This window comes from Pseudomonas sp. F-14 TE3623 (assembly GCF_053629015.1).
Genome location: NZ_JBRJHM010000001.1, coordinates 303781 through 327148, shown reverse-complemented (window position 1 = coordinate 327148; position 23368 = coordinate 303781). Strand labels below are relative to the sequence as shown.

General features: G+C 60.5%; 21 protein-coding genes. 17 read left to right on the top strand and 4 right to left on the bottom strand.

What is annotated here, in order from left to right; all coding sequences use genetic code 11:
- Positions 1 to 17: 17 nt before the first annotated feature.
- From AB7M29_RS01480 to AB7M29_RS01470, 3 genes are all read left to right on the top strand, one after another.
- The gene (locus AB7M29_RS01480; protein WP_454246194.1) at positions 18 to 683 is read left to right on the top strand and encodes a fumarylacetoacetate hydrolase family protein; all 666 of its coding nucleotides are present in this window, start codon (positions 18 to 20) and stop codon (positions 681 to 683) included.
- 269 nt (positions 684 to 952) lie between these two features.
- A complete protein-coding gene (locus AB7M29_RS01475; protein WP_454246193.1) occupies positions 953 to 1882 on the top strand; it encodes an SdiA-regulated domain-containing protein in 930 nt (309 codons plus the stop codon).
- 198 nt (positions 1883 to 2080) lie between these two features.
- Positions 2081 to 2998 (top strand): SdiA-regulated domain-containing protein, encoded by a 918-nt coding sequence (locus AB7M29_RS01470; RefSeq protein WP_454246192.1) that lies wholly within the window; start codon positions 2081 to 2083, stop codon positions 2996 to 2998.
- A gap of 124 nt (positions 2999 to 3122) precedes the next feature.
- On the opposite strand, the gene rpiA is transcribed toward AB7M29_RS01470, so the two are convergent.
- Entirely contained in the window at positions 3123 to 3797 is a 675-nt protein-coding gene (gene rpiA, locus AB7M29_RS01465) for a ribose-5-phosphate isomerase RpiA (RefSeq protein ID WP_052964602.1), read from the bottom strand.
- Between the two features lie 300 nt (positions 3798 to 4097).
- On the opposite strand from rpiA, the gene ilvA reads away from it, so the two are divergent.
- Complete coding sequence (gene ilvA, locus AB7M29_RS01460; protein ID WP_052964603.1) at positions 4098 to 5612, top strand: threonine ammonia-lyase, biosynthetic; 1515 nt, start codon at positions 4098 to 4100, stop codon at positions 5610 to 5612.
- A 39-nt stretch (positions 5613 to 5651) separates the two neighbouring features.
- A complete protein-coding gene (locus AB7M29_RS01455; RefSeq protein ID WP_454246191.1) occupies positions 5652 to 6077 on the top strand; it encodes a DUF2269 domain-containing protein in 426 nt (141 codons plus the stop codon).
- Positions 6078 to 6199: 122 nt separating this feature from the next.
- On the opposite strand, the gene AB7M29_RS01450 is transcribed toward AB7M29_RS01455, so the two are convergent.
- The gene (locus tag AB7M29_RS01450) at positions 6200 to 6856 is read right to left on the bottom strand and encodes a histidinol-phosphatase (RefSeq protein ID WP_217857508.1); all 657 of its coding nucleotides are present in this window, start codon (positions 6854 to 6856) and stop codon (positions 6200 to 6202) included.
- 143 nt (positions 6857 to 6999) lie between these two features.
- On the opposite strand from AB7M29_RS01450, the gene AB7M29_RS01445 reads away from it, so the two are divergent.
- Together AB7M29_RS01445 and ptsP are read left to right on the top strand one after the other, a co-directional pair.
- The gene (locus AB7M29_RS01445) at positions 7000 to 7479 is read left to right on the top strand and encodes an RNA pyrophosphohydrolase (RefSeq protein WP_007897732.1); all 480 of its coding nucleotides are present in this window, start codon (positions 7000 to 7002) and stop codon (positions 7477 to 7479) included.
- Positions 7480 to 7501: 22 nt separating this feature from the next.
- Positions 7502 to 9781: a phosphoenolpyruvate--protein phosphotransferase gene (gene ptsP / locus AB7M29_RS01440; protein WP_052964606.1), complete on the top strand. Its 2280-nt coding sequence runs from the start codon at positions 7502 to 7504 to the stop codon at positions 9779 to 9781.
- Between the two features lie 132 nt (positions 9782 to 9913).
- On the opposite strand, the gene AB7M29_RS01435 is transcribed toward ptsP, so the two are convergent.
- Entirely contained in the window at positions 9914 to 10660 is a 747-nt protein-coding gene (locus AB7M29_RS01435) for an NRDE family protein (protein WP_217857507.1), read from the bottom strand.
- A gap of 134 nt (positions 10661 to 10794) precedes the next feature.
- Here AB7M29_RS01435 and AB7M29_RS01430 point away from each other — a divergent pair, with 134 nt between their 5' ends.
- From AB7M29_RS01430 to AB7M29_RS01420, 3 genes are all read left to right on the top strand, one after another.
- A complete protein-coding gene (locus tag AB7M29_RS01430) occupies positions 10795 to 11577 on the top strand; it encodes a sulfite exporter TauE/SafE family protein (protein ID WP_217857506.1) in 783 nt (260 codons plus the stop codon).
- Positions 11578 to 11659: 82 nt separating this feature from the next.
- The gene (lgt, locus tag AB7M29_RS01425; protein ID WP_123500313.1) at positions 11660 to 12466 is read left to right on the top strand and encodes a prolipoprotein diacylglyceryl transferase; all 807 of its coding nucleotides are present in this window, start codon (positions 11660 to 11662) and stop codon (positions 12464 to 12466) included.
- Between the two features lie 65 nt (positions 12467 to 12531).
- On the top strand, positions 12532 to 13503 hold the full coding sequence (locus tag AB7M29_RS01420; RefSeq protein WP_454246190.1) for a thymidylate synthase: 972 nt from the start codon (positions 12532 to 12534) through the stop codon (positions 13501 to 13503).
- A gap of 169 nt (positions 13504 to 13672) precedes the next feature.
- Here AB7M29_RS01420 and cadR read toward each other — a convergent pair whose 3' ends face one another.
- On the bottom strand, positions 13673 to 14122 hold the full coding sequence (gene cadR / locus AB7M29_RS01415) for a Cd(II)/Pb(II)-responsive transcriptional regulator (RefSeq protein ID WP_217857504.1): 450 nt from the start codon (positions 14120 to 14122) through the stop codon (positions 13673 to 13675).
- Positions 14123 to 14207: 85 nt separating this feature from the next.
- On the opposite strand from cadR, the gene AB7M29_RS01410 reads away from it, so the two are divergent.
- From AB7M29_RS01410 to AB7M29_RS01380, 7 genes are all read left to right on the top strand, one after another.
- Positions 14208 to 16487, top strand: coding sequence for a heavy metal translocating P-type ATPase (locus tag AB7M29_RS01410; protein ID WP_454246189.1), 2280 nt, complete (start codon positions 14208 to 14210; stop codon positions 16485 to 16487).
- A 16-nt stretch (positions 16488 to 16503) separates the two neighbouring features.
- Positions 16504 to 17367, top strand: a complete 864-nt coding sequence (locus AB7M29_RS01405; protein WP_217857502.1) for a LysR family transcriptional regulator — start codon at positions 16504 to 16506, stop codon at positions 17365 to 17367.
- 240 nt (positions 17368 to 17607) lie between these two features.
- Positions 17608 to 18684, top strand: coding sequence for a putative 2-aminoethylphosphonate ABC transporter ATP-binding protein (locus AB7M29_RS01400; RefSeq protein ID WP_454246188.1), 1077 nt, complete (start codon positions 17608 to 17610; stop codon positions 18682 to 18684).
- On the top strand, positions 18684 to 20408 hold the full coding sequence (locus AB7M29_RS01395; RefSeq protein WP_217857500.1) for a putative 2-aminoethylphosphonate ABC transporter permease subunit: 1725 nt from the start codon (positions 18684 to 18686) through the stop codon (positions 20406 to 20408). Before AB7M29_RS01400 ends, AB7M29_RS01395 begins: the two co-directional genes overlap by 1 nt.
- 49 nt (positions 20409 to 20457) lie before the next feature.
- Positions 20458 to 21483, top strand: a complete 1026-nt coding sequence (locus AB7M29_RS01390; protein ID WP_038980913.1) for a putative 2-aminoethylphosphonate ABC transporter substrate-binding protein — start codon at positions 20458 to 20460, stop codon at positions 21481 to 21483.
- A gap of 145 nt (positions 21484 to 21628) precedes the next feature.
- Complete coding sequence (locus AB7M29_RS01385; protein ID WP_454246187.1) at positions 21629 to 22783, top strand: TIGR03364 family FAD-dependent oxidoreductase; 1155 nt, start codon at positions 21629 to 21631, stop codon at positions 22781 to 22783.
- Entirely contained in the window at positions 22762 to 23319 is a 558-nt protein-coding gene (locus AB7M29_RS01380) for a phosphonate degradation HD-domain oxygenase (RefSeq protein WP_217857498.1), read from the top strand. Before AB7M29_RS01385 ends, AB7M29_RS01380 begins: the two co-directional genes overlap by 22 nt.
- Positions 23320 to 23368 lie beyond the last annotated feature (49 nt).

Below are 23368 nucleotides of genomic sequence, written 5' to 3'. Positions count from 1 at the left end.
GAAGCAGGAGTCGGTCCATGAGCTATCAGCACCAGTATGTCGACGGTACGCGTATTCATTTCCCGCTGGGGAAAGTGGTATGCATCGGCCGCAACTACGCCGAACACGCCAAGGAGCTGGACAATCCGGTGCCTACTGAGCCACTGCTGTTCATCAAGCCGGGCAGTTGCGTGGTGCCGCTGGAAGGCGGTTTCAGCATTCCGACCGAGCGTGGCTCAGTGCATTACGAAGCAGAAATCGCCGTATTGATCGGTAAGCCGTTGTCGACCAAGCCGAGCCGTGAAGAAGTGCTGGATGCTATCTCCGGCATCGCCCCTGCACTGGATCTGACCTTGCGCGACAAGCAGGCCGAGCTGAAAGCCAAGGGCCTGCCGTGGGAAATCGCCAAGTCTTTCGACGGGGCGGCAGTGCTTGCGCCGTTCGTGGCTGGCAGTACCTTCGCCGACCTGACCGACATTGGCATCCGCCTGACCATCAATGGCGAAGTGCGCCAGGATGGCAACAGCAAGGACATGCTGAATCCGATTGTGCCGATGATCCAGTACATGGCCGGTTGCTTCTCGCTGCAGGCCGGTGACGTGATCCTCACGGGTACGCCGGTGGGCGTTGGCCCGCTGAATGTCGGTGACGAACTGGTGCTCGAACTGCCGGGCGCCAGCCGCTTCACCAGCAGCGTCCGCTGACCCGACGCAAAACCCTGTGGGAGCGGGCTTGCTCGCGAAGATGCCGTCAAATCCAACATCAATATTGGATGACAGACCGCATTCGCGAGCAAGCCCGCTCCCACATTGGTTTGTGATCCTTCCCGCAAATTGCATCTGCCCACACAGGGCTTTACCGCCATTTCCCGTTTTTTTCACATCTTGTCCGGATAATTCCGGGGCTTCTGGCGTCTGAGCCAGTCCCAATTGTGCTATTACCCATAGCCTGAATTTCTGGAACGTATCCCTGCATGAGCACCCAACCGCTGCCCAAGCTGAAAACTGCCCGCCGCTCGCGCTTTGTCATGCGTTGGTATTCCTGGCTTTTGCTGGTAGCGGCTGCTGTGTATGGCCTCGTGTTTGCGATGCACTGGGATGATCGCGGCCTGCTCTGGGTGATGGAGCGTTTCGAAAGCCCGGCCGAGCGAAAAGAGAGTATCTGGCTGCCGGATTACCGGGCGGTGATCGACGCCAAACTGCTGCCGGGCATGGAGAAGGACGAAGCGTCGGACGTGTCTTATGACCCGCAGACCAAAACCCTGTTTGCGGTGATGGGCAAGAACCCGTTTCTGGTCGAGCTGACGTTGCAGGGCGATGTGTTGCGCAAAATGCCGCTGGTGGGTTGGAGCAACCCGGAAGGGGTAACGGTCATGGGCAATGGTTTGCTGGCGATCACCGATGAGCGCGCGCACCTGCTTACCATCGTCAAGGTCGATGCCGATACTCGCGAACTGAATATCGCCAGTTTCCCGAAATACGACCTGGGTCCGTCAAAAGACCAGAATAAAGCCTTCGAGGCGATCGTCTGGGATGCGCGCAACCAGCAACTGCTGCTGGGTGAAGAGCGTCCACCGGCGCTGTTCAGCTGGAAAAGCGACGGCAGCCAAATCCTCAAGGGCGACAAGCAAAAGCTGTCCAGCGACGAACTGGATATCCGCAACCTGTCGGCCCTGGCCATCGATCCGCGCACCGGCCATACTTTGGTGCTGTCCGCCGATTCTCATTTGCTGCTGGAATTGGACGAGAAAGGCGAGCAGGTCAGCTTCATGACTTTGCTCGGAGGGTTCAATGGTCTGAAGAAAACCATTCCCCGTGCCGAAGGTGTGACCATGGACGAAGCGGGCACGCTGTACATGGTGAGCGAGCCGAACCTGTTCTATCGGTTCGAAAAACAACGGTAGGAGCTGCCGAAGGCAGCGATTTCTTGATCTTTTGGCGCAGGCAAGATTGTTGAAGATCAAAAGAGCGTCCGAACGCGGCCCGAACCTTCGGCCGCTCCTACGAGTTCGGTAATTGTGGTCGAAGGCCACTGGCCATTAAGCTTGAATTCATACTGCCGTGGTATTTCATCCACCCGTCTTGTTTCCGAGCTCGCCTGAATGCGCCGACTTGCCCGTCCCAAACCCCTGATGCTGATCCTGTCGGTGATTGCGCTGATCGTGCTGATTGCCGTCGGCCAGTACCTGCGTCTGTTCGAGCGCACCTGGTTCAATGTGCAGGCGTTCTGGCAGCCAATGAATGCCCAGTCCATTGGTCTGGATCAGTATCAGGTAGCAATCGAGGCGCAAGTCATCGATGGCCTGGACGACGATGTTTCGGCGCTGACCTTCGATCCCGTGCGTAAAAGCCTGTTCACCGTTACCAACAAAAATGCCGAACTGATCGAATTGTCTCTGGAAGGCAAAATTCTGCGGCGTGTGGCGCTGATCGGGTTTGGCGACCCGGAGGCGGTGGAGTTCATCAGTGCTGACACTTACGTGATCACCGACGAGCGCCAGCAACGGCTGATCAAGATTCATCTGGAGAAGGACACGACGTTCCTCGATGCCGCGGACGCCGAGCAGATGACCCTCGGCGTGCACATGAGTGGCAACAAAGGGTTTGAAGGGTTGGCCTATGACTCGGTGGGCAAGCGCTTGTTTGTCGCCAAGGAGCGCGATCCGATGCTGATTTACGAAGTGCAGGGCTTTCCGCATTACAACCCGGAGAAATCCTACGCGGTGCATGTCGTGAACAACCCAAAACGCGATGCCGGGATGTTCGTGCGAGACCTGTCGAGCCTGCAATACGACGAGCGCAGCGGCCATCTGCTGGCGCTGTCCGATGAGTCGCGACTGATTCTGGAGCTGGATGTCGATGGGCGGCCGCTGACCACTCTGTCACTGAGCAAGGGGCGTCAGGGATTGCAGAAGACTGTGCCGCAAGCGGAAGGCATCGCCATGGACGACGACGGCACCTTGTACCTCGTCAGCGAGCCGAATCTTTTCTACGTCTTCAAAAAACCAGCACAATCCTGACAGACACTACAAAACAAATGTGGGAGCGGGCTTGCTCGCGAAAGCGCTCTGTCTGCCGACATCTCTATCGGCTGACACGGCCTCTTCGCGAGCAAGCCCGCTCCCACACTGTTTGGTGTCTGCCTTATTGGGCGCGCAGGGTTTTCACGCCTTCGCTCGTCCCCAGTAGCAGCAAATCAGCCGGGCGGGCTGCGAACAAGCCGTTGGTGACCACGCCGACGATGGCATTGATCTGTGTTTCCAGCTCCACCGGGTTGGTGATCTGCATGTTGAACACGTCGAGGATGATGTTGCCGTTGTCGGTCAGCACGCCTTCACGGTAAACCGGGTCGCCGCCGAGCTTCACCAGTTGGCGGGCCACGTGGCTGCGGGCCATCGGGATCACTTCCACCGGCAGCGGGAATGCACCTAGGACCGGCACCAGTTTGCTGGCGTCGGCGATGCAGATGAAGGTCTTGGCCACGGCCGCCACAATCTTCTCGCGGGTCAGGGCCGCGCCACCGCCCTTGATCAGGTGCAGGTGCTCGTCGCTTTCATCGGCGCCGTCGACGTAGAACTCCAGGTCGCTGACGGTATTGAGCTCATACACCGGAATGCCGTGGCCCTTGAGGCGGGCGGCGGTGGCTTCGGAGCTGGCGACCGCGCCATCGAATGCGCCTTTGTGCTTGGCCAGGGCATCGATGAAGCAGTTGGCGGTGGAGCCGGTGCCGACCCCGACGATGCTCTTGTCATCGAGTTTCGGGAGGATGAAGTCGACGGCGGCCTGGGCTACGGCCTGTTTGAGTTGATCCTGGGTCATGCGGGCTCCGAAGTGCCGAAAGGGGAACGAAAGGCCGGCATTATAGGCCTCGCGATAGTGCAGGGGGAAACACTCCTGTGGCGAGGGGGCTTGCCCCCGTTCGGCTGCGAAGCAGTCGTAAGGCTGTCGAATGCGGTGTATCTGGAAGAGTGCTGGGGAGCGCTTCACGCTCCAACGGGGGCAAGCCCCCTCGCCACAGGTATTACTCCGGTTTCAAAACCATCTGTTTAGTGTGGTCGCCCGCCCAAAAGCCGGGTTAGACTCCTTGGCCCTGCCCAACCCGCTCAGTGATGCTTTCCGATGCTCGAACAGTACGTCAAAAAGATCCTCACCTCGCGCGTTTATGACGTTGCCGTAGAAACCCCATTGCAGACTGCCCGCCAGCTCTCCGAGCGGCTGGGCAACGATATCTGGCTCAAGCGTGAAGACTTGCAGCCGGTGTTCTCGTTCAAGATTCGCGGCGCTTACAACAAGTTGACGCAATTGAGCGATGAAGAGCGCGCTCGCGGCGTGGTCACCGCGTCGGCGGGCAACCATGCGCAAGGCCTGGCCCTGGCGGCCAAGGTTCTGGGCGTGAAAGCGACCATCGTGATGCCCAAGACCACCCCGGAGATCAAGGTCGAAGGCGTGCGCTCGCGCGGCGGCAAAGTGGTGCTGCACGGGGATTCGTTCCCGGAAGCCTTGGCCTACTCGCTGAAACTGGTCGACGAAAAAGGCTACGTCTACATTCACCCTTACGATGATCCCCACACCATTGCCGGGCAGGGCACGGTGGCCATGGAGATTCTGCGCCAGCACCCGGGGCGTCTGGATGCGATCTTCGTTCCGGTGGGCGGCGGTGGGCTGATCGCCGGGATCGCGGCGTACGTGAAATACCTGCGCCCGGACATCAAAATCATCGGCGTCGAACCGGATGACTCCAACTGCCTGCAAGCGGCCATGGCGGCCGGCGAGCGGGTGGTGCTGCCGACCGTGGGTCTCTTCGCCGATGGCGTTGCAGTGGCGCAGATCGGTCAGCACACTTTCGATATCTGCAAAGATTATGTAGACGAAGTCATCACTGTCAGCACCGACGAGATCTGCGCGGCAATCAAGGATATCTACGACGATACCCGCTCGATCACTGAACCTGCTGGCGCCTTGGGCGTGGCTGGGATCAAGAAGTACGTCGAGCAACGCGGCGTCACCGGCCATACGTTTGTGGCCATTGATTCCGGAGCCAACGTCAACTTCGACCGCTTGCGCCACGTGGCCGAGCGCGCTGAACTGGGCGAGGGTCGCGAAGCCATCATTGCCGTGACCATTCCCGAGAAACCGGGCAGCTTCAAGGCGTTCTGCGAAGCCATCGGCAAGCGTCAGATCACCGAATTCAATTACCGCTACAACACCGGCAGCGAAGCGCACATCTTTGTCGGCGTGCAGACGCACCCGGAAAACGACCCGCGCAGTGCGCTGCTCGCCAGTCTCACCGAGCAGGGTTTCCCGGTGCTCGACCTGACCGACAACGAACTGGCCAAGTTGCACATTCGCCATATGGTTGGCGGGCGTGCCGCCCAGGTTGTCGATGAAGTGGTGCTGCGTTTCGAGTTTCCGGAGCGTCCGGGTGCGTTGTTCAACTTCCTCAACAAACTCGGCGGACGCTGGAACATTTCGATGTTCCACTACCGCAACCACGGCGCGGCCGATGGCCGGGTGGTCGCGGGCCTGCAAGTGCCGCACGACGAGCGTCATCTGGTACCGGCCGCGCTGGAAGAAATCGGCTACCCGTACTGGGACGAAAGCGACAACCCGGCCTATCAGCTGTTTCTCGGCTGAGCGGCTACGCTGATCGGCAGGCTATAAGGAAATCGAACAATGGAAACGTTAACCGCCCTGAAAGTGGCGCACATGGTTGCAACGGTGGTGTTGCTGGTGTGCGCGCTGGGTTTGGGGATCTGGGTCTGGCGCACACGCCGTAACGGTGATGCGACGGCTCACGCCCGCACCTTGCAGCGACCGCTGGTGTTCATCTGGCTATTGATGGGCCTGGCATTGCTGAGCATGCCATTCACCGGTTGGTGGATGGTGCATCTGGTGGGCTGGCCGTTGGGGCAGACCTGGCTGCTGGCTTCCAGTGTGCTCTATACCGTGGCGGCCCTGGGTTGGTTCTGGCTGGTGGTGCGGCTGAACAAGTTGCGCAAGGCGCCGGCGGGGAACGGCAAATTCACCTTTGCCCTCGCACTGTTCAGCTTTGTTTGTTTCATCGCGATTGCGGGTTTGATGGGAGCCAAGCCGGTTTAAGGCTACAGACCGAGTCGGCCCCTTCGCGAGCAAGCCCGCTCCCACAATTGATCTCGGCTGTACACAAATCCTGTGTCCACTGAAGATCAATTGTGGGAGCGGGCTTGCTCGCGAAGGCGATATCAGCCGCGCAACGAAATTACCGGCCAACCCCGCTTCTCAGCCTCGGCCCGCAGATTCACGTCCGGGTCGACCGCGATCGGGTTCGTCACCCGCTCCAGCAGCGCCAAGTCATTCATCGAATCGCTGTAGAAATAGCTGTCTTCCAGGTTATGGCCAGTCTCTTCCAGCCAACGAAGTAACCGGGTCACCTTACCTTCCCTGAAACACGGAACATCGGTGCTGCGCCCGCTGTAACGGCCGTCGATCATTTCGCATTCGGTGGCGATCAGGGTCTCAACGCCTAAACGTGCTGCAATCGGCCCGGTCACAAAGCGGTTGGTGGCGGTGATGATCACCAGCTTGTCGCCGGCCTCACGGTGTCTGGCCAGCAGTTCGATTGCCTTGGGCAGCACGATCGGTTCGATGCAGTCACGCATGTAGTCCAGATGCCATTGCTCCAGTGTGGCCATCTCGGTGCGGCCGAGAACTTCCAGGCAGAAGTTCAGGTACGCGTCGTTATCCAGCTTGCCGGCCAGGTAATCCTGATAAAACTCGTCGTTGCGTGCCTTGTAGGCGACGGCGTCGAGGAAACCGCGTTCGCACAGATAATCGCCCCAAGCGTGGTCACTGTCACCGCCCAGAAGCGTGTTGTCCAAGTCGAATAAAGCCAGCCGCATTGCAGTTACTCGCTGAAAAGTCTGTAGAAAGGTGTCCAGAATACGGACTTTTCACAAGAGTGCACATAAGGTAGGTCGGCTCGTTGCTGCTTTCACAACCTTTGTGGAACAATGCGGCGATATGCGTTTGCGAGGTTGTTGCCGTGATCGACCCCGATGGTTTCCGCCCCAATGTCGGGATCATTCTGACGAATGATGCTGGCCAGGTGCTATGGGCTCGCCGTATCAATCAAGATGCCTGGCAGTTTCCACAGGGAGGGATCAACCCCCAGGAGACGCCGGAAGACGCCTTGTACCGCGAGTTGAACGAAGAAGTGGGCCTGGAGCGCGAAGATGTTGAAATACTCGCCTGCACCCGGGGCTGGTTGCGCTATCGTTTGCCGCAACGTCTGGTCAGGACGCACAGCCAACCGCTGTGCATCGGCCAGAAGCAGAAATGGTTTCTCCTGCGCCTGATCTCCAACGAGCAGCGGGTGCGGATGGATTTGACCGGTAAACCGGAATTCGATGGCTGGCGCTGGGTCAGTTATTGGTATCCGTTGGGCCAGGTGGTGACATTCAAGCGCGAGGTTTATCGCCGCGCTCTCAAAGAGCTTGCCCCGCGCCTTTTAGCGCGCGACTGACGACGGAGTTCGACCCCGAGCCATGCTCAATACGCTGCGCAAGATCGTCCAGGAAGTTAACTCCGCCAAGGATCTCAAGGCGGCGTTGGGGATTATTGTGTTGCGCGTCAAAGAGGCCATGGGCAGCCAGGTCTGCTCGGTCTACCTGCTTGACCCAGAGACCAACCGCTTCGTGCTGATGGCCACCGAGGGCTTGAACAAGCGCTCGATCGGCAAAGTCAGCATGGCACCCAACGAAGGTCTGGTCGGTCTGGTCGGCACGCGTGAAGAACCCCTGAACCTCGAAAACGCCGCGGATCACCCGCGCTACCGTTACTTCGCCGAGACCGGTGAAGAGCGCTACGCATCGTTCCTCGGGGCGCCGATCATTCACCACCGTCGCGTCGTCGGCGTGTTGGTCATTCAGCAAAAAGAACGCCGCCAGTTCGATGAGGGTGAAGAAGCCTTCCTCGTGACCATGAGCGCGCAGCTCGCCGGCGTTATCGCCCACGCCGAGGCCACCGGTTCGATCCGTGGCCTGGGCCGTCAGGGCAAAGGTATCCAGGAAGCAAAGTTCGTCGGTGTACCGGGTTCGCCGGGCGCGGCGGTCGGAACCGCGGTCGTCATGCTGCCGCCGGCCGATCTGGACGTGGTGCCGGACAAGACGATCACCGATATCAACGCGGAACTTGGCCTGTTCAAGACCGCCATCGAGGGCGTGCGCGCCGACATGCGTGCCTTGTCCGCCAAGCTGGCCACCCAGCTGCGGCCTGAAGAGCGGGCGCTGTTCGACGTTTACCTGATGATGCTCGACGATGCCTCGCTCGGCAGCGAAATCACCACCGTGATCAAGACCGGTCAATGGGCTCAGGGCGCGTTGCGTCAGGTGGTCACCGAACACGTCAACCGTTTCGAGTTGATGGACGACGCCTACCTGCGTGAGCGGGCCTCGGACGTCAAAGACCTCGGTCGGCGCTTGCTGGCTTATCTGCAGGAAGAGCGGCAGCAGACCCTGGTTTACCCCGACAACACCATTCTGGTCAGCGAAGAACTGACGCCGGCAATGCTCGGCGAGGTGCCGGAAGGCAAGCTGGTCGGTCTGGTGTCGGTACTCGGTTCCGGCAACTCCCACGTGGCGATTCTGGCGCGCGCCATGGGTATTCCGACGGTGATGGGCCTGGTCGACTTGCCGTACTCCAAGGTCGACGGCATCCAGATGATCGTCGACGGCTACCACGGTGAGGTCTATACCAACCCGAGTGACGTGCTGCGCAAGCAGTTCGCCGAGGTGGTCGAGGAAGAGAAACAGCTGGCCCTCGGTCTGGATGCATTGCGGGACCTGCCGTGCATAACGGTCGACGGTCACCGCATGCCGCTGTGGGTCAACACCGGTCTGCTGGCGGACGTGGCGCGGGCGCAGAAGCGCGGTGCCGAGGGCGTGGGTCTGTACCGCACCGAAGTGCCGTTCATGATCAATCAGCGCTTCCCTAGCGAAAAGGAGCAGCTGGCGATTTATCGCGAGCAACTCGCCGCGTTCCATCCGCAACCGGTGACCATGCGCAGCCTGGACATCGGCGGCGACAAGGCGCTGTCGTACTTTCCGATCAAGGAAGACAACCCGTTCCTCGGCTGGCGCGGCATTCGCGTGACCCTCGACCACCCGGAAATCTTCCTGGTGCAGACCCGCGCCATGCTCAAGGCCAGCGAAGGCCTGAACAACCTGCGCATTCTGCTGCCGATGATTTCCGGCACCCATGAACTGGAAGAAGCCCTGCATCTGATCCACCGGGCCTGGGGCGAAGTCCGCGACGAAGGCACCGATGTGCCGATGCCGCCGATTGGCGTAATGATCGAGATTCCGGCGGCGGTGTATCAGACCAAGGAACTGGCGCGGCAAGTGGACTTCCTGTCGGTCGGCTCCAACGACCTGACCCAGTATCTGCTGGCCGTGGACCGCAACAACCCGCGGGTGGCCGACCTTTACGACTACCTGCACCCGGCGGTGTTGCAAGCCTTGCAGAGCGTGGTGCGCGATGCCCATGCCGAAGGCAAGCCCGTGAGTATCTGCGGCGAAATGGCCGGTGACCCGGCGGCGGCGGTGTTGTTGATGGCAATGGGCTTCGACAGTCTGTCGATGAACGCCACCAACTTGCCGAAAGTGAAGTGGATGCTGCGTCAGATCAACCTGAGCAAGGCCAAGGAATTGTTGGCTGAGCTGATGACCATCGACAACCCGCAAGTTATCCACAGCTCGCTGCAGTTGGCGCTGAAGAACCTTGGGTTGGCGCGGATGATTAATCCGGCTTCGGTTAAAACCCTCTAAACCTGATCCGGCCCCATCGCGAGCAGGCTCGCTCCCACAGTTGATTTCTGTCGTGCACAAAATCTGTGTTCACAGAAAATCCAATGTGGGAGCGAGCCTGCTCGCGATGGGGCCGGCCTAGGCTAAACCCGTCTAAATCCTGACCTCCACTTCCCCCAAATGCCCCCCATACGGCCCGAAACTCCTTTCGACCATATGCCGCCCCCCATCCGCCTGAACAATCAACGCCGTGCTCGCCCGTGTCCCGTAAGTCGGGCTCTTGATAAACACGCTCGACAACAACGTCTCGGTAGCCTGCCCCACGCCAGTGTCCGGCAGTTCGGCAAGCGGCGCCGTCTGCGGGTCGTTGAGCAAGGCCAATAGCGCCTGCGGCTGCGGATCGCCCAACACCTCGCTCAATGCCGCCTTGGCCTTGAGTACTTTCGGCCACGGCGTATCCAGCCCCGCGTTCGATAACCCATAAATGCCCGGTTGGAGCATGACCGCCTCCGTCTCCCGGGCATTGAAGTGCCATAGCTCATTGGTATTGCCGATTAGCAGATTAAACCCGGAATATTCCTGCGAACGTGCAACAACGTCGCTCAAGTAGTCGTCAATCGACATGTCCCCGCTGAGAAACTGCGCCACCAGTTCACCCCGCGATTTGCGTGCTGGCGGTTGAAGGGGATCACGGATGTTGGTCAGCGCGGCGAAGCGCCCGTTGGCGCCGACACCGAGCCATGTACCGCCAGCCTCAAGGTCGCGACCGGCATACACGTGCGGGGCTTGCGGCCATTGCGCCAGGGGCAGGCTGGGCCGGGCATAGAATTCGTCGCGGTTGGCCGCCACGATCAGTGGCTGGGCATGGCCCGGCCGCCAGGCAAAAACAATCAGGCACATAAGGTGGTCCTTGTGTGTTTTTTGCTCACTCTACGCAGACATCGCTCATCGATCCATCGCCATCCACAGTGGAGCCCGAGGCCATGCTTCCGTTACCATGCCGCTCCTGATTCGGGATGCTTGGGGATGCGGCCATGGAATTTCTGCTCTATCTGGCGCTGGGCGCCTGTGCGGGCGTGCTGGCCGGGCTGTTCGGGGTAGGCGGCGGGATCATCATTGTCCCGGTGCTGGTGTTCAGTTTCACTTTGCAGGGATTTGATGCGTCGATCCTGACGCATCTGGCAGTCGGCACCTCGCTGGCGACGATCATCTTTACGTCGGTCAATGCGGTTCGCGAGCACCACCGCCGCGGCGCTGTGCGTTGGCCGATTTTTGCCTGGATGACCCTCGGCATTCTGATCGGTGCCGGTTTCGGCGCGCTGACTGCCGAAGCGATTTCCGGGCCGAATTTGCAGAAGATCATCGGGGTATTTGCGCTGATCATCGCCGTTCAACTCGCTTTGGACTTCAAACCCAAGGCCAGCCGGACGGTGCCAGGCAAAGTCGGTCTGACGGTGGCTGGCAGCATCATTGGCTGGGCCTCAGCGATTTTCGGGATTGGCGGCGGCTCGTTGACCGTGCCGTTCCTGACCTGGCGCAGCGTGCCGATGCAGCAGGCGGTGGCCACTTCGTCGGCCTGTGGCCTGCCAATTGCCCTGGCCAGTGCATTAAGTTTCATGATTCTGGGGTGGCACGATCCACTGCTGCCGGCCCATAGTCTCGGTTTTGTTTATTTGCCGGCGCTGCTGGGGATCGCCCTGACCAGCATGGTTTTCGCCCGCCTCGGTGCGCGACTGGCCCACAGGCTGTCGCCGCGCTTGCTGAAAAGACTGTTTGCCGCTTTGCTGTTTTGCGTCGGCTTGAGCTTCTTGCTCTGACGCGCAGCGCAATCCTGGCTTAATCCTGGCGTGACAGCGTCGCCCGGGAATTTGAAGGTTTCAACTCTAACGAGGAGTCGCAATGCTGCCTTACCCGCAGATCGACCCGGTGGCCCTGGCCATCGGTCCGCTGAAAATCCACTGGTACGGCCTGATGTACCTGATCGGCATCGGCGGCGCGTGGTGGCTGGCGTCACGCCGGCTGAACCGCTTCGACCCGACCTGGACCAAGGAGAAACTCTCCGACATGGTGTTCTGGATGTCGATGGGCGTCATCGTCGGTGGCCGTTTGGGTTATGTGCTGTTTTACGATCTGAACGCCTATCTGGCCAACCCGACCCTGATCTTCGAAGTGTGGAAGGGCGGCATGTCGTTCCACGGCGGGTTTATCGGTGTGATGCTGGCGGCGCTGTGGTTCGGTAAAAAGAACGGCAAGTCGTTCTTCCAGCTGATGGACTTCGTCGCGCCGATGGTGCCGATCGGCCTGGGTGCCGGGCGCATCGGTAACTTCATCAACGCCGAGCTGTGGGGCAAGGCGACCGACGTGCCGTGGGCGATGGTCTTCCCGACCGATCCGGCGCAACTGGCGCGTCATCCGTCGCAGCTGTACCAGTTCGCGCTGGAAGGCGTGGCGCTGTTCGCGATCCTCTGGCTGTTCTCGCGCAAGCCGCGGCCGACCATGGCGGTGTCCGGGATGTTCGCGCTGTTCTATGGCATCTTCCGTTTCATCGTCGAATTTGTTCGCGTGCCGGACGCGCAACTGGGTTATCTGGCCTGGAACTGGCTGACCATGGGCCAGGTGCTGTGCGTACCGATGATTGTCGGCGGGCTGTTCCTGATCTGGCTGGCTTATCGACGCGCCCCGGCGGCCCCCGCAGCTGCTGTATAAGAAGCAGGCGCTATAAATTCGAACCCGGGGGGCTTTGGCCCCGGGTTCAAGGACACAGGTAATTCATGAAGCAATATCTCGAACTGGTCGCCCACGTCATCAAGAACGGCACCAAACAGGCCAACCGCACCGGCGTGAACACCATCAGCTTTCCGGGCGCGATGCTGCGCTTCGATCTGCAGGAAGGTTTTCCGGCGATCACCACTCGCAAGATGGCTTTCAAATCCGCCATCGGCGAGATGTGCGGTTTTCTGCGCGGGGTGAACAACGCCGCCGAATTCCGGGCGCTGGGCTGCAAGGTCTGGGACCAGAACGCCAACGAAAATGCGCAGTGGCTGGCCAACCCGTTCCGTCAGGGTGAAGACGACCTCGGCGAGATCTACGGCGTGCAATGGCGCAAATGGCCGGCGTACAAGCAAATCCCGGTCAGCAACCAGGCCGCCATCGAGCAGACCCTGAGCCAGGGTTATCGCCAGATTGCCGAAGGCGAAGAAGACGGTCAGGCCTACGTGGTGCTGTACAAGGCGATCGACCAGATCCGCCAGTGCGTCGACACCATCATCAAGGACCCGGGCAGCCGTCGCATCCTGTTCCACGGCTGGAACGTTGCGCAGCTCGACGAAATGGCCCTGCCGCCGTGCCACTTGCTGTACCAGTTCCACCCGAATGTTGAGACTAAAGAGATCTCTTTGACCCTCTACATTCGCTCCAACGATCTAGGGTTGGGCACGCCGTTCAACCTCACCGAAGGCGCCGCGCTGCTGAGCCTGATCGGTCGCCTGACCGGTTACACCCCGCGCTGGTTCACCTATTTCATCGGCGACGCCCACGTCTACGAAAACCACCTGGACATGCTCAACGAACAGCTCAAGCGCGAGCCGTTCCCGATGCCGAAACTGGTGATTTCCGACCGCGTGCCGGAGTTTGCCAAGACCGGTGTTTATCAGCCGGAGTGGCTGGAGTTGATCGAGCCGGGCGATTTCTCGCTGGAAGGCTATGAACACCACGCGCCGATGACCGCGCCGATGGCGGTCTAAAGCGTCACACGGTCTCCCTGGATCTCTGATATTCACCAGCGGTGAGTTCACAGAAGATCCAATGTGGGAGCGGGCTTGCTCGCGAAGGCGGTGGATCAGTCGACATCAATGTTGAATGAATGAGCGCCTTCGCGAGCAAGCCCGCTCCCACAGGGGATTTGTGGTGTTCTTAGTGGCCGTGACTGCGCCCGACATGGGAATGCTCGATCTCCGTCGCCACAACCCCGCCGCTCACTTCCAACCGCTGCAAAATCCCGCACTGATCGATATCCGGCCCTTCGCTGCAGCGTTGGCGCAGGTCGAGCAGTTGTGTCTGCAAGGCCAGCAAACCATCGATTCGAGCCTTCACATGATGGATATGTTCGTCGATCAACGCGTTGACGTTTTCGCATTGATCCTGCGGGCTGTCACGCAGGGCCAGCAGGCTGCGGATTTCCTCGAGGGTCATGTCGAGGGTGCGGCAATTTCGGATGAAAGTCAGGCGCTCGGCGTGGGCCTGGGTGTAGACGCGGTAATTGCCGTCGCTGCGGGCCGGTTCTGGCAGCAGGTTTTCGCGCTCGTAATAGCGGATGGTTTCCACGGCGCAGTCGGTGAGTTTCGCCAGTTCTCCGATTTTCATCGCGACAATCTCCAAAAGGGTGCTTGACCCTATAGTGGCTACAGGGTCTTTACTTGGCAACAGGCACCTTCATGGACGCGACCCAATGAGCGATTCTCTTCACACCCACAAACCCAAGGCCGGGCACGATCACAGTCACAAGCTGCAGCCTGTGCCCCAGCATGGCCATGGAAGCCATGGGGATTCCTGCTGTTCCTCCAAAGCAGCGGCACCTTCGCGGATTGTGTTGAGCGAGACGCCGACCGCCAGTGCTCGCCTCAGCAGTTTCCGCATTGAGGCGATGGACTGCCCGACCGAGCAGACGCTGATCCAGAACAAACTCGGGAAGCTGTCGGGTGTGCAGCAACTGGAGTTCAACCTGATCAACCGGGTGTTGGGCGTGACCCATGACCTGCCAAGCACCATGCCGATCATCGACGCGATCAAGTCGCTCGGCATGCACGCCGAGCCGATGGAGCAGGGCGCCGAAGCGCCGGCGTCGAGCCCTAAACCTGCGAAAAAGCCTTGGTGGCCGCTGGCGTTGTCCGGCATCGGGGCGCTGGCCGCTGAGCTTATCCACTTCACCAATGCGGCGCCGAACTGGGTGGTGGCGATTATTGCGCTGATCTCGATCCTCAGCGGTGGCCTCAGCACCTACAAGAAGGGCTGGATTGCCCTGAAAAACCTCAACCTGAACATCAACGCGCTGATGAGCATCGCGGTGACCGGCGCGATCCTGATCGGCCAATGGCCGGAAGCGGCGATGGTGATGTTTCTGTTCACCGTGGCCGAGTTGATCGAGGCCAGGTCTCTGGACCGGGCGCGTAACGCCATCGGCGGGCTGATGCAGATGGCCCCCGAGCAGGCCACGGTGCAGCAGGCCGACGGCAGTTGGGTCGCCCAACCGGTTAAAAACATTGAACTGGGTGGGCGAGTGCGGGTGCGTCCTGGTGAGCGAATCGGTCTGGACGGCGTAGTGCTGTCCGGCAACTCGACCATCGATCAGGCGCCGATCACCGGTGAAAGCCTGCCGGTGGAGAAAACCATCGGCGACAAGGTGTTCGCCGGCACCATCAACCAGTCCGGTTCGCTGGAATGCACCGTGACTGCCGAGGCCAGCCACTCAACCCTGGCGCGCATCATTCATGCGGTGGAACAGGCCCAAGGGGCGCGGGCGCCAACCCAGCGTTTCGTCGACGCCTTCTCGAAAATCTACACCCCGGCGGTGTTCATGCTGGCCCTGGCCGTGGCGGTGATCCCGCCACTGTTCATGGATGCGATGTGGTTCGACTGGATCTACCGGGCGCTGGTGTTGCTGGTGGTCGCCTGCCCGTGCGCACTGGTGATTTCCACCCCGGTGACCATTGTCAGTGGCCTCGCGGCAGCGGCGCGCAAAGGGATTCTGGTCAAGGGCGGCGTTTATCTGGAGCACGGCCACAAACTCGATTATCTGGCCCTCGACAAGACCGGCACCCTCACTCACGGCAAACCGGTGCAGACCGATTATTTGTCCCTCGACCCAATCGCTGATGAAATAGCCCCGGCCATTGCGGCGGCACTGGCCGATCGTTCGGATCACCCGGTGTCGCTGGCCATCGCCAATGCGGCTGTGGATGCAGTTATGGATAGCCAACGCGCGCCGCTGATTGTGGATAACTTCGAAGCCCTGGCGGGTCGTGGTGTGCGCGGCGAAATCAACGGTGAGCTCTACCACTTGGGCAACCACCGCCTGGTGGAAGATTTGGGCCTGTGTTCGCCAGCGCTGGAAGAGAAACTGTTTGCTCTGGAGAAACAGGGCAAATCCGTGGTGTTGTTGCTCGACAAGTCGGGTCCCTTGGCGCTGTTTGCCGTTGCGGACACAGTGAAAGCGTCCAGTCGCGAAGCGATCCAGCAGCTGCATGAGTTGGGCATCAAGACCCTGATGTTGACCGGCGACAACGTTCATACCGCTCAGGCCATCGCCGCCCACGTAGGCATCGATCAGGCGCAGGGCGATCTGTTGCCGACCGATAAGCTGCAAGCCATCGAAACGCTTTATGTCCAAGGCCATCGGGTCGGGATGGTCGGCGATGGTATCAACGACGCCCCGGCACTGGCGCGGGCCGAGATCGGTTTCGCCATGGCGGCCGCCGGCACCGACACCGCGATTGAAACCGCTGATGTCGCCCTGATGGACGACGATCTGCGCAAGATTCCGGCATTCATCCGCCTGTCGCGGCAAACCTCGAATATCCTCAAGCAGAACATTGCCCTGGCATTGGTCATCAAAGCGATCTTTCTTGGGGTAACCTTCGCCGGGATCGCCACCATGTGGATGGCGGTGTTCGCCGACATGGGCGTGAGCCTGTTGGTGGTGTTCAACGGTTTGCGCCTGTTGCGCAAATAGACGATGAGGGAAGGGTGTGCTGAGTGCCGAGCTGAAGGCGTTTTACATGGTTGCCCGGTTGGGCAGCATTACCTTGGCGGCGAAAAAGCTCGGCCTGAGCCAACCGACGGTGACAACCCAGATTCGGCATCTGGAAAGCCAGTACTCGGTTGAGCTGTTCTATCGTGGCGGCCGCCGCCTCAGCGTCAGCGACGAAGGCGCGCGGTTGCTGCCGATGGTCAAGGCGCTGTTGCAGCAGGAAGCCGATATCGAGTTCTTCCTGCGTAACAGCGGTCAGGTCCAGGGCACGTTGCGCATCGCTGCCACGGCGCCGTATTACATCCTCGATCTGGTGAAGACCTTTCGCGAGCGCCTGCCGCAGGTGGAGGTGTCGGTGGAAATCGGCAACTCCCAGCAGGTGCTCGAAGCACTGGAGGATTACCGGGTCGATGTCGCTGCGTCCTCGCAGTTACTGGACGATGCGCGACTGATCCGCCGGGTGCTAGGCAGCGATCCACTGGTACTGGCGGTGCACCGCAATCATCCGCTGGCGGTGCATGACCATGTGCCGCTCAGTGCGCTGGCAGGACATACCTTGTTGATGCGTGAATCGGGCTCGACCACTCGGCGCTTGACCGAAGAGTTGCTGACCAGCGCCGGGGTTAGCTTCGGCCCGCTGCTGGAGATTGGCAGCCGGGAGTCGATTCGTGAGGCGGTATTGCGCAACATCGGCATCAGCATCATCGCCCGGCAGGAAGTGCCGCATGATCCGCAATTGCGGGTGCTGACCATCGAAAATGCGCCGCAGATTCCTGAGTACCTGTACTGCCTCAAGGAGCGAAAAGGTGCGCGGCTGCCGGCGGCGTTTCTGGGATTGGCGCAGGAAATGGCCCCGGCTTAAGTCCTGCGGTGACTGTGCCGGCCTCTTCGCGAGCAAGCCCGCTCCCACATTTGATTTGCGTCGAACACAGATCAACTGTGGGAGCGGGCTTGCTCGCGAAGGCGCCAGATCAAACAACACAGAACCTGAATTCCCAACCCAAATCCCCAAATACCACTATCGGCCGTTTTTGCCTCGTTGCCACATGACGGACGCATTGCAAACCTAGGATGGCCCTCATCTGCTTGATGAGGTCTGTCCATGAACCACTCGATTGCAACTGCCCTGACCAACCCCGGCGCGCCGATGAAAGTGCGCGGCGTGCAGAAACGCTTCGGCGCGTTTACCGCGCTGGATAACGTTTCCCTCGACGTGGCGGCCGGTGAGCTGGTGTGCCTCTTGGGGCCGTCTGGCTGTGGCAAAACCACCTTGCTGCGCTGCATCGCCGGCCTTGAGCAACAAGACAGCGGCGAGTTGTACCTCGGCGATCGCGACGTTTCCCACCTGGCACCTCAAGCCCGGGACTACGGCATTCTCTTTCAGTCCTACGCTCTGTTCCCCAATCTCAGCGTCGAAGCGAACATCGCCTATGGCCTCGCCGGTAGCAGTCGCGATGAAGTGCGCCAGCGCGTCGGTCAGATGCTGGAACTGGTCGGCCTGATCGGCAGTGAGAAAAAATACCCCGGTCAGTTGTCCGGTGGTCAGCAGCAACGTGTGGCACTGGCTCGAGCCCTGGCACCGGCCCCTTCGTTGTTGCTGCTGGACGAACCGATGTCGGCGCTTGACGCCCGGGTCCGCGAGCATCTGTGCACCGAACTGCGTCAATTGCAGCGCAACCTCGGTGTCACCACCCTGATGGTCACCCACAATCAGGACGAAGCCATGCTGATGGCCGACCGCATCGCCGTGATGAACAACGGCAAGGTCGAGCAGTACGCCACGCCACAGGAAATCTACGACCGCCCGGCCACACCGTTTGTGGCCGAGTTCGTCGGTCAGGGCAACTGGCTGCCGTTCCGCCGTAGCAGCGACAGTCATGCCCAGGTCGGCGGGATGAACATGCGCCTGGCTGAAGGCAGCGCTAAAACTGCCTCGGGTCGTTTGTTCTGCCGCCCTGAGGCCATTAACGTCAACCCGCCGGTGCATGAAGAAAACCTGTTCCCGGCCAAGGTTCGCGAGATCACCTTTCTCGGCAACCGCTGCCGCATGAGCTTCGAACTCGATCAGCTGCCGGGCCATGCGCTACTGGCGGAACTGGCGCCGGAAGCCATGCCGCGTCTTGGCGCGCAGCAGATCATGGTCGCCTTGCCTCCGCGCAGCCTGCAGGTGTTTGCCTGATGAGCGCGAACGTCGCGCTGCCGATACCGCACAAGCAGGTTCGGCAGACCTCCCGTGCCGAGATCGGCGACCGGCTGTTCGTGATCGGTGGCAAGGTCCTGCTGCTGGTGTTGCTCGGCGTTGCGGTGTTGATGCCGTTACTGGCGATCTTCTGGCGCGGTTTCAGTTCTGAAGCCGGGCAGGGCGGTGGTCTGGTGGCTGCCCGTGAACTGCTGACCAGTGCGAATTTCCACTGGTTGCTGGGCAACAGCCTGAAAGTGTCTGTCAGCGTCGCGGCCATCGTCGTACCGCTGGCCTATCTGTTTGCCTACGCTCTGCAACGTACGTTGATTCCCGGTAAAGGCATCTGGCGCGGTATGTCACTGCTACCGCTGATGGCGCCGTCGATGCTGCCGGGAATTGCGCTGGTTTATCTGTTCGGCAATCAGGGCATGCTGCGTGGTTTGCTCTCGGACAATATTTACGGCTTCTGGGGCATTGTTCTGGGCGAGGTCATCTACACCTTCCCACACGCCTTGATGATTTTGCTGTCGGCGCTGTCCCTGGCGGATGCGCGACTGTTCGATGCTGCTTCCAGCATGGGCGCTAGCCCGGCGAAAGCTTTTCGCAGCATCACTTGGCCGGCGACCCGTCAGGCGGTGTTCGCTGCGTTCTGCCTCGTCTTCACCCTGACCATCACCGACTTCGGCGTGCCCGTGGTGGTCGGTGGCGACTATCAAGTGCTGGCGCTGGAGGCCTACAAAGCCGTGGTCGGCCAGCAACAATTCGGTCGCGGCGCGCTGATCGGTATGGTCTTGCTGCTGCCGGCGCTGTTCAGCTTCGGCGTCGACGCCTGGCTGCGTCGGCGCCATGGCGATTCCATGAGCGGTCGGGCGCAAGTGTTTCAACCGGCTCCGTCGAAGCTGCGCGACGGTTGTTATCTGGCCATCGTGCTGTTGATCTGCGCGGTATTGCTGCTGGTGTTCGGCATGGCGGTGTACTCGTCGCTGGTGAAATTCTGGCCGTACAACCTGTCGCTGTCGCTCAACCATTACCAGTTCAACGACACCGCGGGCGGCGGCTGGCTGGCCTACGGCAACAGCGTGAAGATGGCGTTGTGTACGGCGTTGATCGGCAGCGTGCTGATCTTCACCGGTGCTTACCTGATGGAAAAAACCAAGGGCCAGCGCGGGCTGAATCTGACATTGCGCATGCTCAGTTTCGTACCGATGGCAGTGCCGGGTCTGGTGCTGGGTCTGGGTTACGTCTTTTTCTTCAACCTCACCGGCAACCCGCTGCATGTGCTCTACGGGACCATGACCCTGCTGGTGGTCTGCACCATTGCTCACTATTTGACCACCGCTCAAATGACCGCCACCACCGCGTTGCGCCAACTCGATGCCGAGTTCGAAGCCGCCGCGCTGTCGCTCAAGGCGCCGCTGTACCGGCACTACCTGCGGGTCACCGTGCCGATCTGCCTGCCGGCGTTGCTGGACATCGTGCGCTACCTGTTCGTCTCGGCCATGACCACCGTCTCGGCGGCGATCTTCCTCTACAGCCCTGACACCATCCTCGCGGCAGTGGCGGTGCTGAACATGGACGACGCCGGTAACGTCGGCGGCGCGGCGGCGATGTCGACCCTGATTCTGTTCACCTCGGCGGGCGTGTCCCTGCTGCTGGCCTGGGCTTCGCGCGGTTTGTTGCGTCGCTCCCAGGCTTGGCGGCAGACCGCGCCTGGCAATTGATTCGCTGCTCCTAAACCAAAAAGCCCTCAACTCAAACAGGAAAACGATCATGTTCAAGCCTTTGGCCCTGGCCGCTGCTGTCCTCACCGCTTTCAGCCTGAACGCCTTTGCGGCGAAAACCGAGTTGACGGTGTACACCGCCCTCGAAGCCGAACAACTGAAGACCTACAAAGAGGCCTTTGAAAAGGCCAACCCGGACGTCGAGATCAAGTGGGTGCGCGATTCCACCGGCATCATCACCGCCAAACTCCTGGCCGAAAAAGCCCGCCCGCAAGCTGACGCGGTGTGGGGCCTGGCGGCATCGAGCCTGGCGATTCTCGATCAGCAAGGCATGCTGCAAAGCTACGCACCGAAGGATCTGGGCAAGATCGGTGGCAACTATCGCGACGCGGCCAACCCGCCAGCCTGGGTCGGCATGGACGTCTGGGCCGCGACCATTTGCTTCAACACCGTCGAGGCCGAAAAGCAGGGTTTGAGCAAACCCGTGAGCTGGCAGGACCTTACCAAGCCTGAGTACAAAGGCAAGATCGTCATGCCCAATCCGGCCTCATCCGGCACCGGTTTCCTCGATGTCAGCGCCTGGCTGCAAACCTTCGGCGAGAAGCAGGGCTGGCAGTACATGGACGACCTGCACCAGAACATCGGCCAGTACGTTCACTCTGGCTCCAAGCCGTGCAAACTCGCCGCCGCCGGGGAATTCCCGATCGGTATTTCCTTCGAATACCCGGCCGTTCAATTGAAACGCCAAGGCGCGCCGCTGGACATCATCCTGCCCAAAGAAGGCCTGGGCTGGGAGATCGAAGCGACCGCCGTGATCAAAGGCACACCGCACGAAGACGCGGCGAAGAAGCTGGCTGATTTCTCTGCAAGCCCGGCGGCGATGGAGCTTTATAAAGAGAACTTCGCAGTGCTCGCGCAACCGGGTATCGCCAAGCCGCAGACCGAACTGCCGGCGGATTATGAGCAGCGTTTGATCAAGAACGACTTTGCCTGGGCCTCGAAGAATCGCGACCAGATCCTCACCGAATGGCGCAAGCGTTATGACGGCAAGTCCGAGAAAGTGGCTGCCAAGTAAATCTTCGTAGGCTGACAGGGCCTCTTCGCGAGCAAGCCCGCTCCCACAGTAGATCTCCAGCGGACACTAAATTTGTGAACGACACAGATCAGATGTGGGAGCGGGCTTGCTCGCGAAGGCGGTCTCGAATTCAGGACATCTCTTGATGACACACCACAACGACATGCTGATCGTAGGCGCCGGCATTCTCGGCCTGTCCCACGCCTATGCCGCTGCCAAACGCGGCCTCAAGGTCAAAGTCTTCGAGCGCAGCGAAACGCCACTCGGCGCTTCAGTGCGAAACTTCGGTCAGGCACTGGTCACCGGTCAACCCCCGGGCCCAATGCTTGAACTGGCCAAGGCCAGCCGCGACATCTGGGGTCAATGGGCACAATTGGCGGGCCTGCAACTCAAGCGCAACGGCTCATACCTGTTCGCCCGCACCGAAGCGGAAGAACACCTGCTGGAAGCCTTCTGCGCCGGTCGCGCCAGGGAGCACGGTTACCGCGTCCAATTGCTGCGCGGTGCGGCATTGCGCGATTTATACGGCGACCAGTTCAGCCATCATCGTGCCGCGTTGCACGGCATGGACGACCAGCAACTGTATTCGCGCGAAGCGATTCCGGCGTTGATCGACTACCTGCGCCGCGAATTGGGCGTCGAGTTTCACTTCTCCACGCTGGTGCGCGACATCGAGCCGGGGCGCTTGCACAGCACCGCCGGCACCTTCAGCGCCGAGCAGATCATCGTCTGCTCCGGCCACGACTATCAAACGCTGCTGGCCGAGCCGATTGCCGAACTGAATCCGCAAATCTGCCGCCTGCAAATGCTTCGCGCCCGCCCGCAGATCAACCTCAACCTGCAACACGCGCTGCTCACCGGCCTGAGTTGCGTGCACTACGGCGCCTTCGCCGATCTGCCGGAGGCCGCAGCGGTGCAGGCGCAGATTCGGAGCGACGCACCCCATCTGCATGAAAACGGCATTCACCTGCTGATCAGCCCGACGCCTTACGGTGAATTGATCATCGGCGACTCTCACCATTACGGCAGCGACCCATCACCGTTCAATGCCGAGCAGGTGGATGACTGGATGATTGAACTGGCCGAGCAGACGTTGGGCTGCAAGGTGCGCGTGGTCGAACGCTGGCAGGGCGTCTATGGTTCACGCGGACCGGGGCCGTTTTCCTTTCTGCGTCCGATGCCGGGTGTGAGCGTGGCGCTGATGCACACCGGTGTCGGTATGAGCGTCGGGCCGGCGATGGCCGAACGTAACGTTGCGACGTTATTGGGAGACAGTAGATGGACCGTCATGAGCAAGTGATCGCCGAGGTGTTTGGTCTGTACGAACGTTTTGGCGACAACGATTACATTGGCGAACCGGTGTCGCAGATCGAGCACATGTCTCAGGCGGCGGAACTGGCGATGGCCGAGGGGTTCGATGATGAAGTGGTGCTGGCGGCGTTCTTTCATGACATCGGGCATATCTGCGCCGAGGGTGCCGAGAACATGGGTGGTTTTGGGATCGTCAGCCACGAGCGGCTGGGGGCGGATTACTTGCGTCGCGCCGGCTTCAGCGAACGCCTGGTGCGGTTGGTGGAATACCACGTTCAGGCCAAGCGTTATCTGACACTCAAAGAGCCCGGGTACTACGAGCGTTTGAGTGAAGCCAGTCGGCGGACACTTGAGTATCAGGGCGGGGTGATGACGGCTGTCGAGGCTGAGGCGTTCGAGCGGGATCCGTTGTGTGCCGTCAGTTTGCGGATGCGTCAGTGGGATGAGTCGGCGAAGGAGATGTGGGTGCCGGTGATTGATCTGGGCATCTTGAAGGAAAAGGCGTTGCGGCTGTTGGTGGCCTAGGACAGTGAGACCGAGGGGCGGCCTTCGCGAGCAAGCCCGCTCCCACATT

Bases quoted from the DNA above. Each gene is read 5' to 3' on its own strand.
- AB7M29_RS01420 (WP_454246190.1), top strand. From the start codon at position 12,532: ATGAAGCAATATCTCGAACTGGTCGCCCACGTCATCAAGAACGGCACC.
- AB7M29_RS01455 (WP_454246191.1), top strand. From the start codon at position 5,652: ATGGAAACGTTAACCGCCCTGAAAGTGGCGCACATGGTTGCAACGGTG.
- AB7M29_RS01395 (WP_217857500.1), top strand. From the start codon at position 18,684: ATGAGCGCGAACGTCGCGCTGCCGATACCGCACAAGCAGGTTCGGCAG.
- AB7M29_RS01480 (WP_454246194.1), top strand. From the start codon at position 18: ATGAGCTATCAGCACCAGTATGTCGACGGTACGCGTATTCATTTCCCG.
- rpiA (WP_052964602.1), bottom strand. From the start codon at position 3,797: ATGACCCAGGATCAACTCAAACAGGCCGTAGCCCAGGCCGCCGTCGAC.
- AB7M29_RS01435 (WP_217857507.1), bottom strand. From the start codon at position 10,660: ATGTGCCTGATTGTTTTTGCCTGGCGGCCGGGCCATGCCCAGCCACTG.
- AB7M29_RS01390 (WP_038980913.1), top strand. From the start codon at position 20,458: ATGTTCAAGCCTTTGGCCCTGGCCGCTGCTGTCCTCACCGCTTTCAGC.
- ilvA (WP_052964603.1), top strand. From the start codon at position 4,098: ATGCTCGAACAGTACGTCAAAAAGATCCTCACCTCGCGCGTTTATGAC.
- AB7M29_RS01400 (WP_454246188.1), top strand. From the start codon at position 17,608: ATGAACCACTCGATTGCAACTGCCCTGACCAACCCCGGCGCGCCGATG.
- AB7M29_RS01475 (WP_454246193.1), top strand. From the start codon at position 953: ATGAGCACCCAACCGCTGCCCAAGCTGAAAACTGCCCGCCGCTCGCGC.
- lgt (WP_123500313.1), top strand. From the start codon at position 11,660: ATGCTGCCTTACCCGCAGATCGACCCGGTGGCCCTGGCCATCGGTCCG.
- ptsP (WP_052964606.1), top strand. From the start codon at position 7,502: ATGCTCAATACGCTGCGCAAGATCGTCCAGGAAGTTAACTCCGCCAAG.
- AB7M29_RS01470 (WP_454246192.1), top strand. From the start codon at position 2,081: ATGCGCCGACTTGCCCGTCCCAAACCCCTGATGCTGATCCTGTCGGTG.
- AB7M29_RS01385 (WP_454246187.1), top strand. From the start codon at position 21,629: ATGACACACCACAACGACATGCTGATCGTAGGCGCCGGCATTCTCGGC.
- AB7M29_RS01410 (WP_454246189.1), top strand. From the start codon at position 14,208: ATGAGCGATTCTCTTCACACCCACAAACCCAAGGCCGGGCACGATCAC.
- AB7M29_RS01450 (WP_217857508.1), bottom strand. From the start codon at position 6,856: ATGCGGCTGGCTTTATTCGACTTGGACAACACGCTTCTGGGCGGTGAC.
- AB7M29_RS01380 (WP_217857498.1), top strand. From the start codon at position 22,762: ATGGACCGTCATGAGCAAGTGATCGCCGAGGTGTTTGGTCTGTACGAA.
- AB7M29_RS01430 (WP_217857506.1), top strand. From the start codon at position 10,795: ATGGAATTTCTGCTCTATCTGGCGCTGGGCGCCTGTGCGGGCGTGCTG.
- cadR (WP_217857504.1), bottom strand. From the start codon at position 14,122: ATGAAAATCGGAGAACTGGCGAAACTCACCGACTGCGCCGTGGAAACC.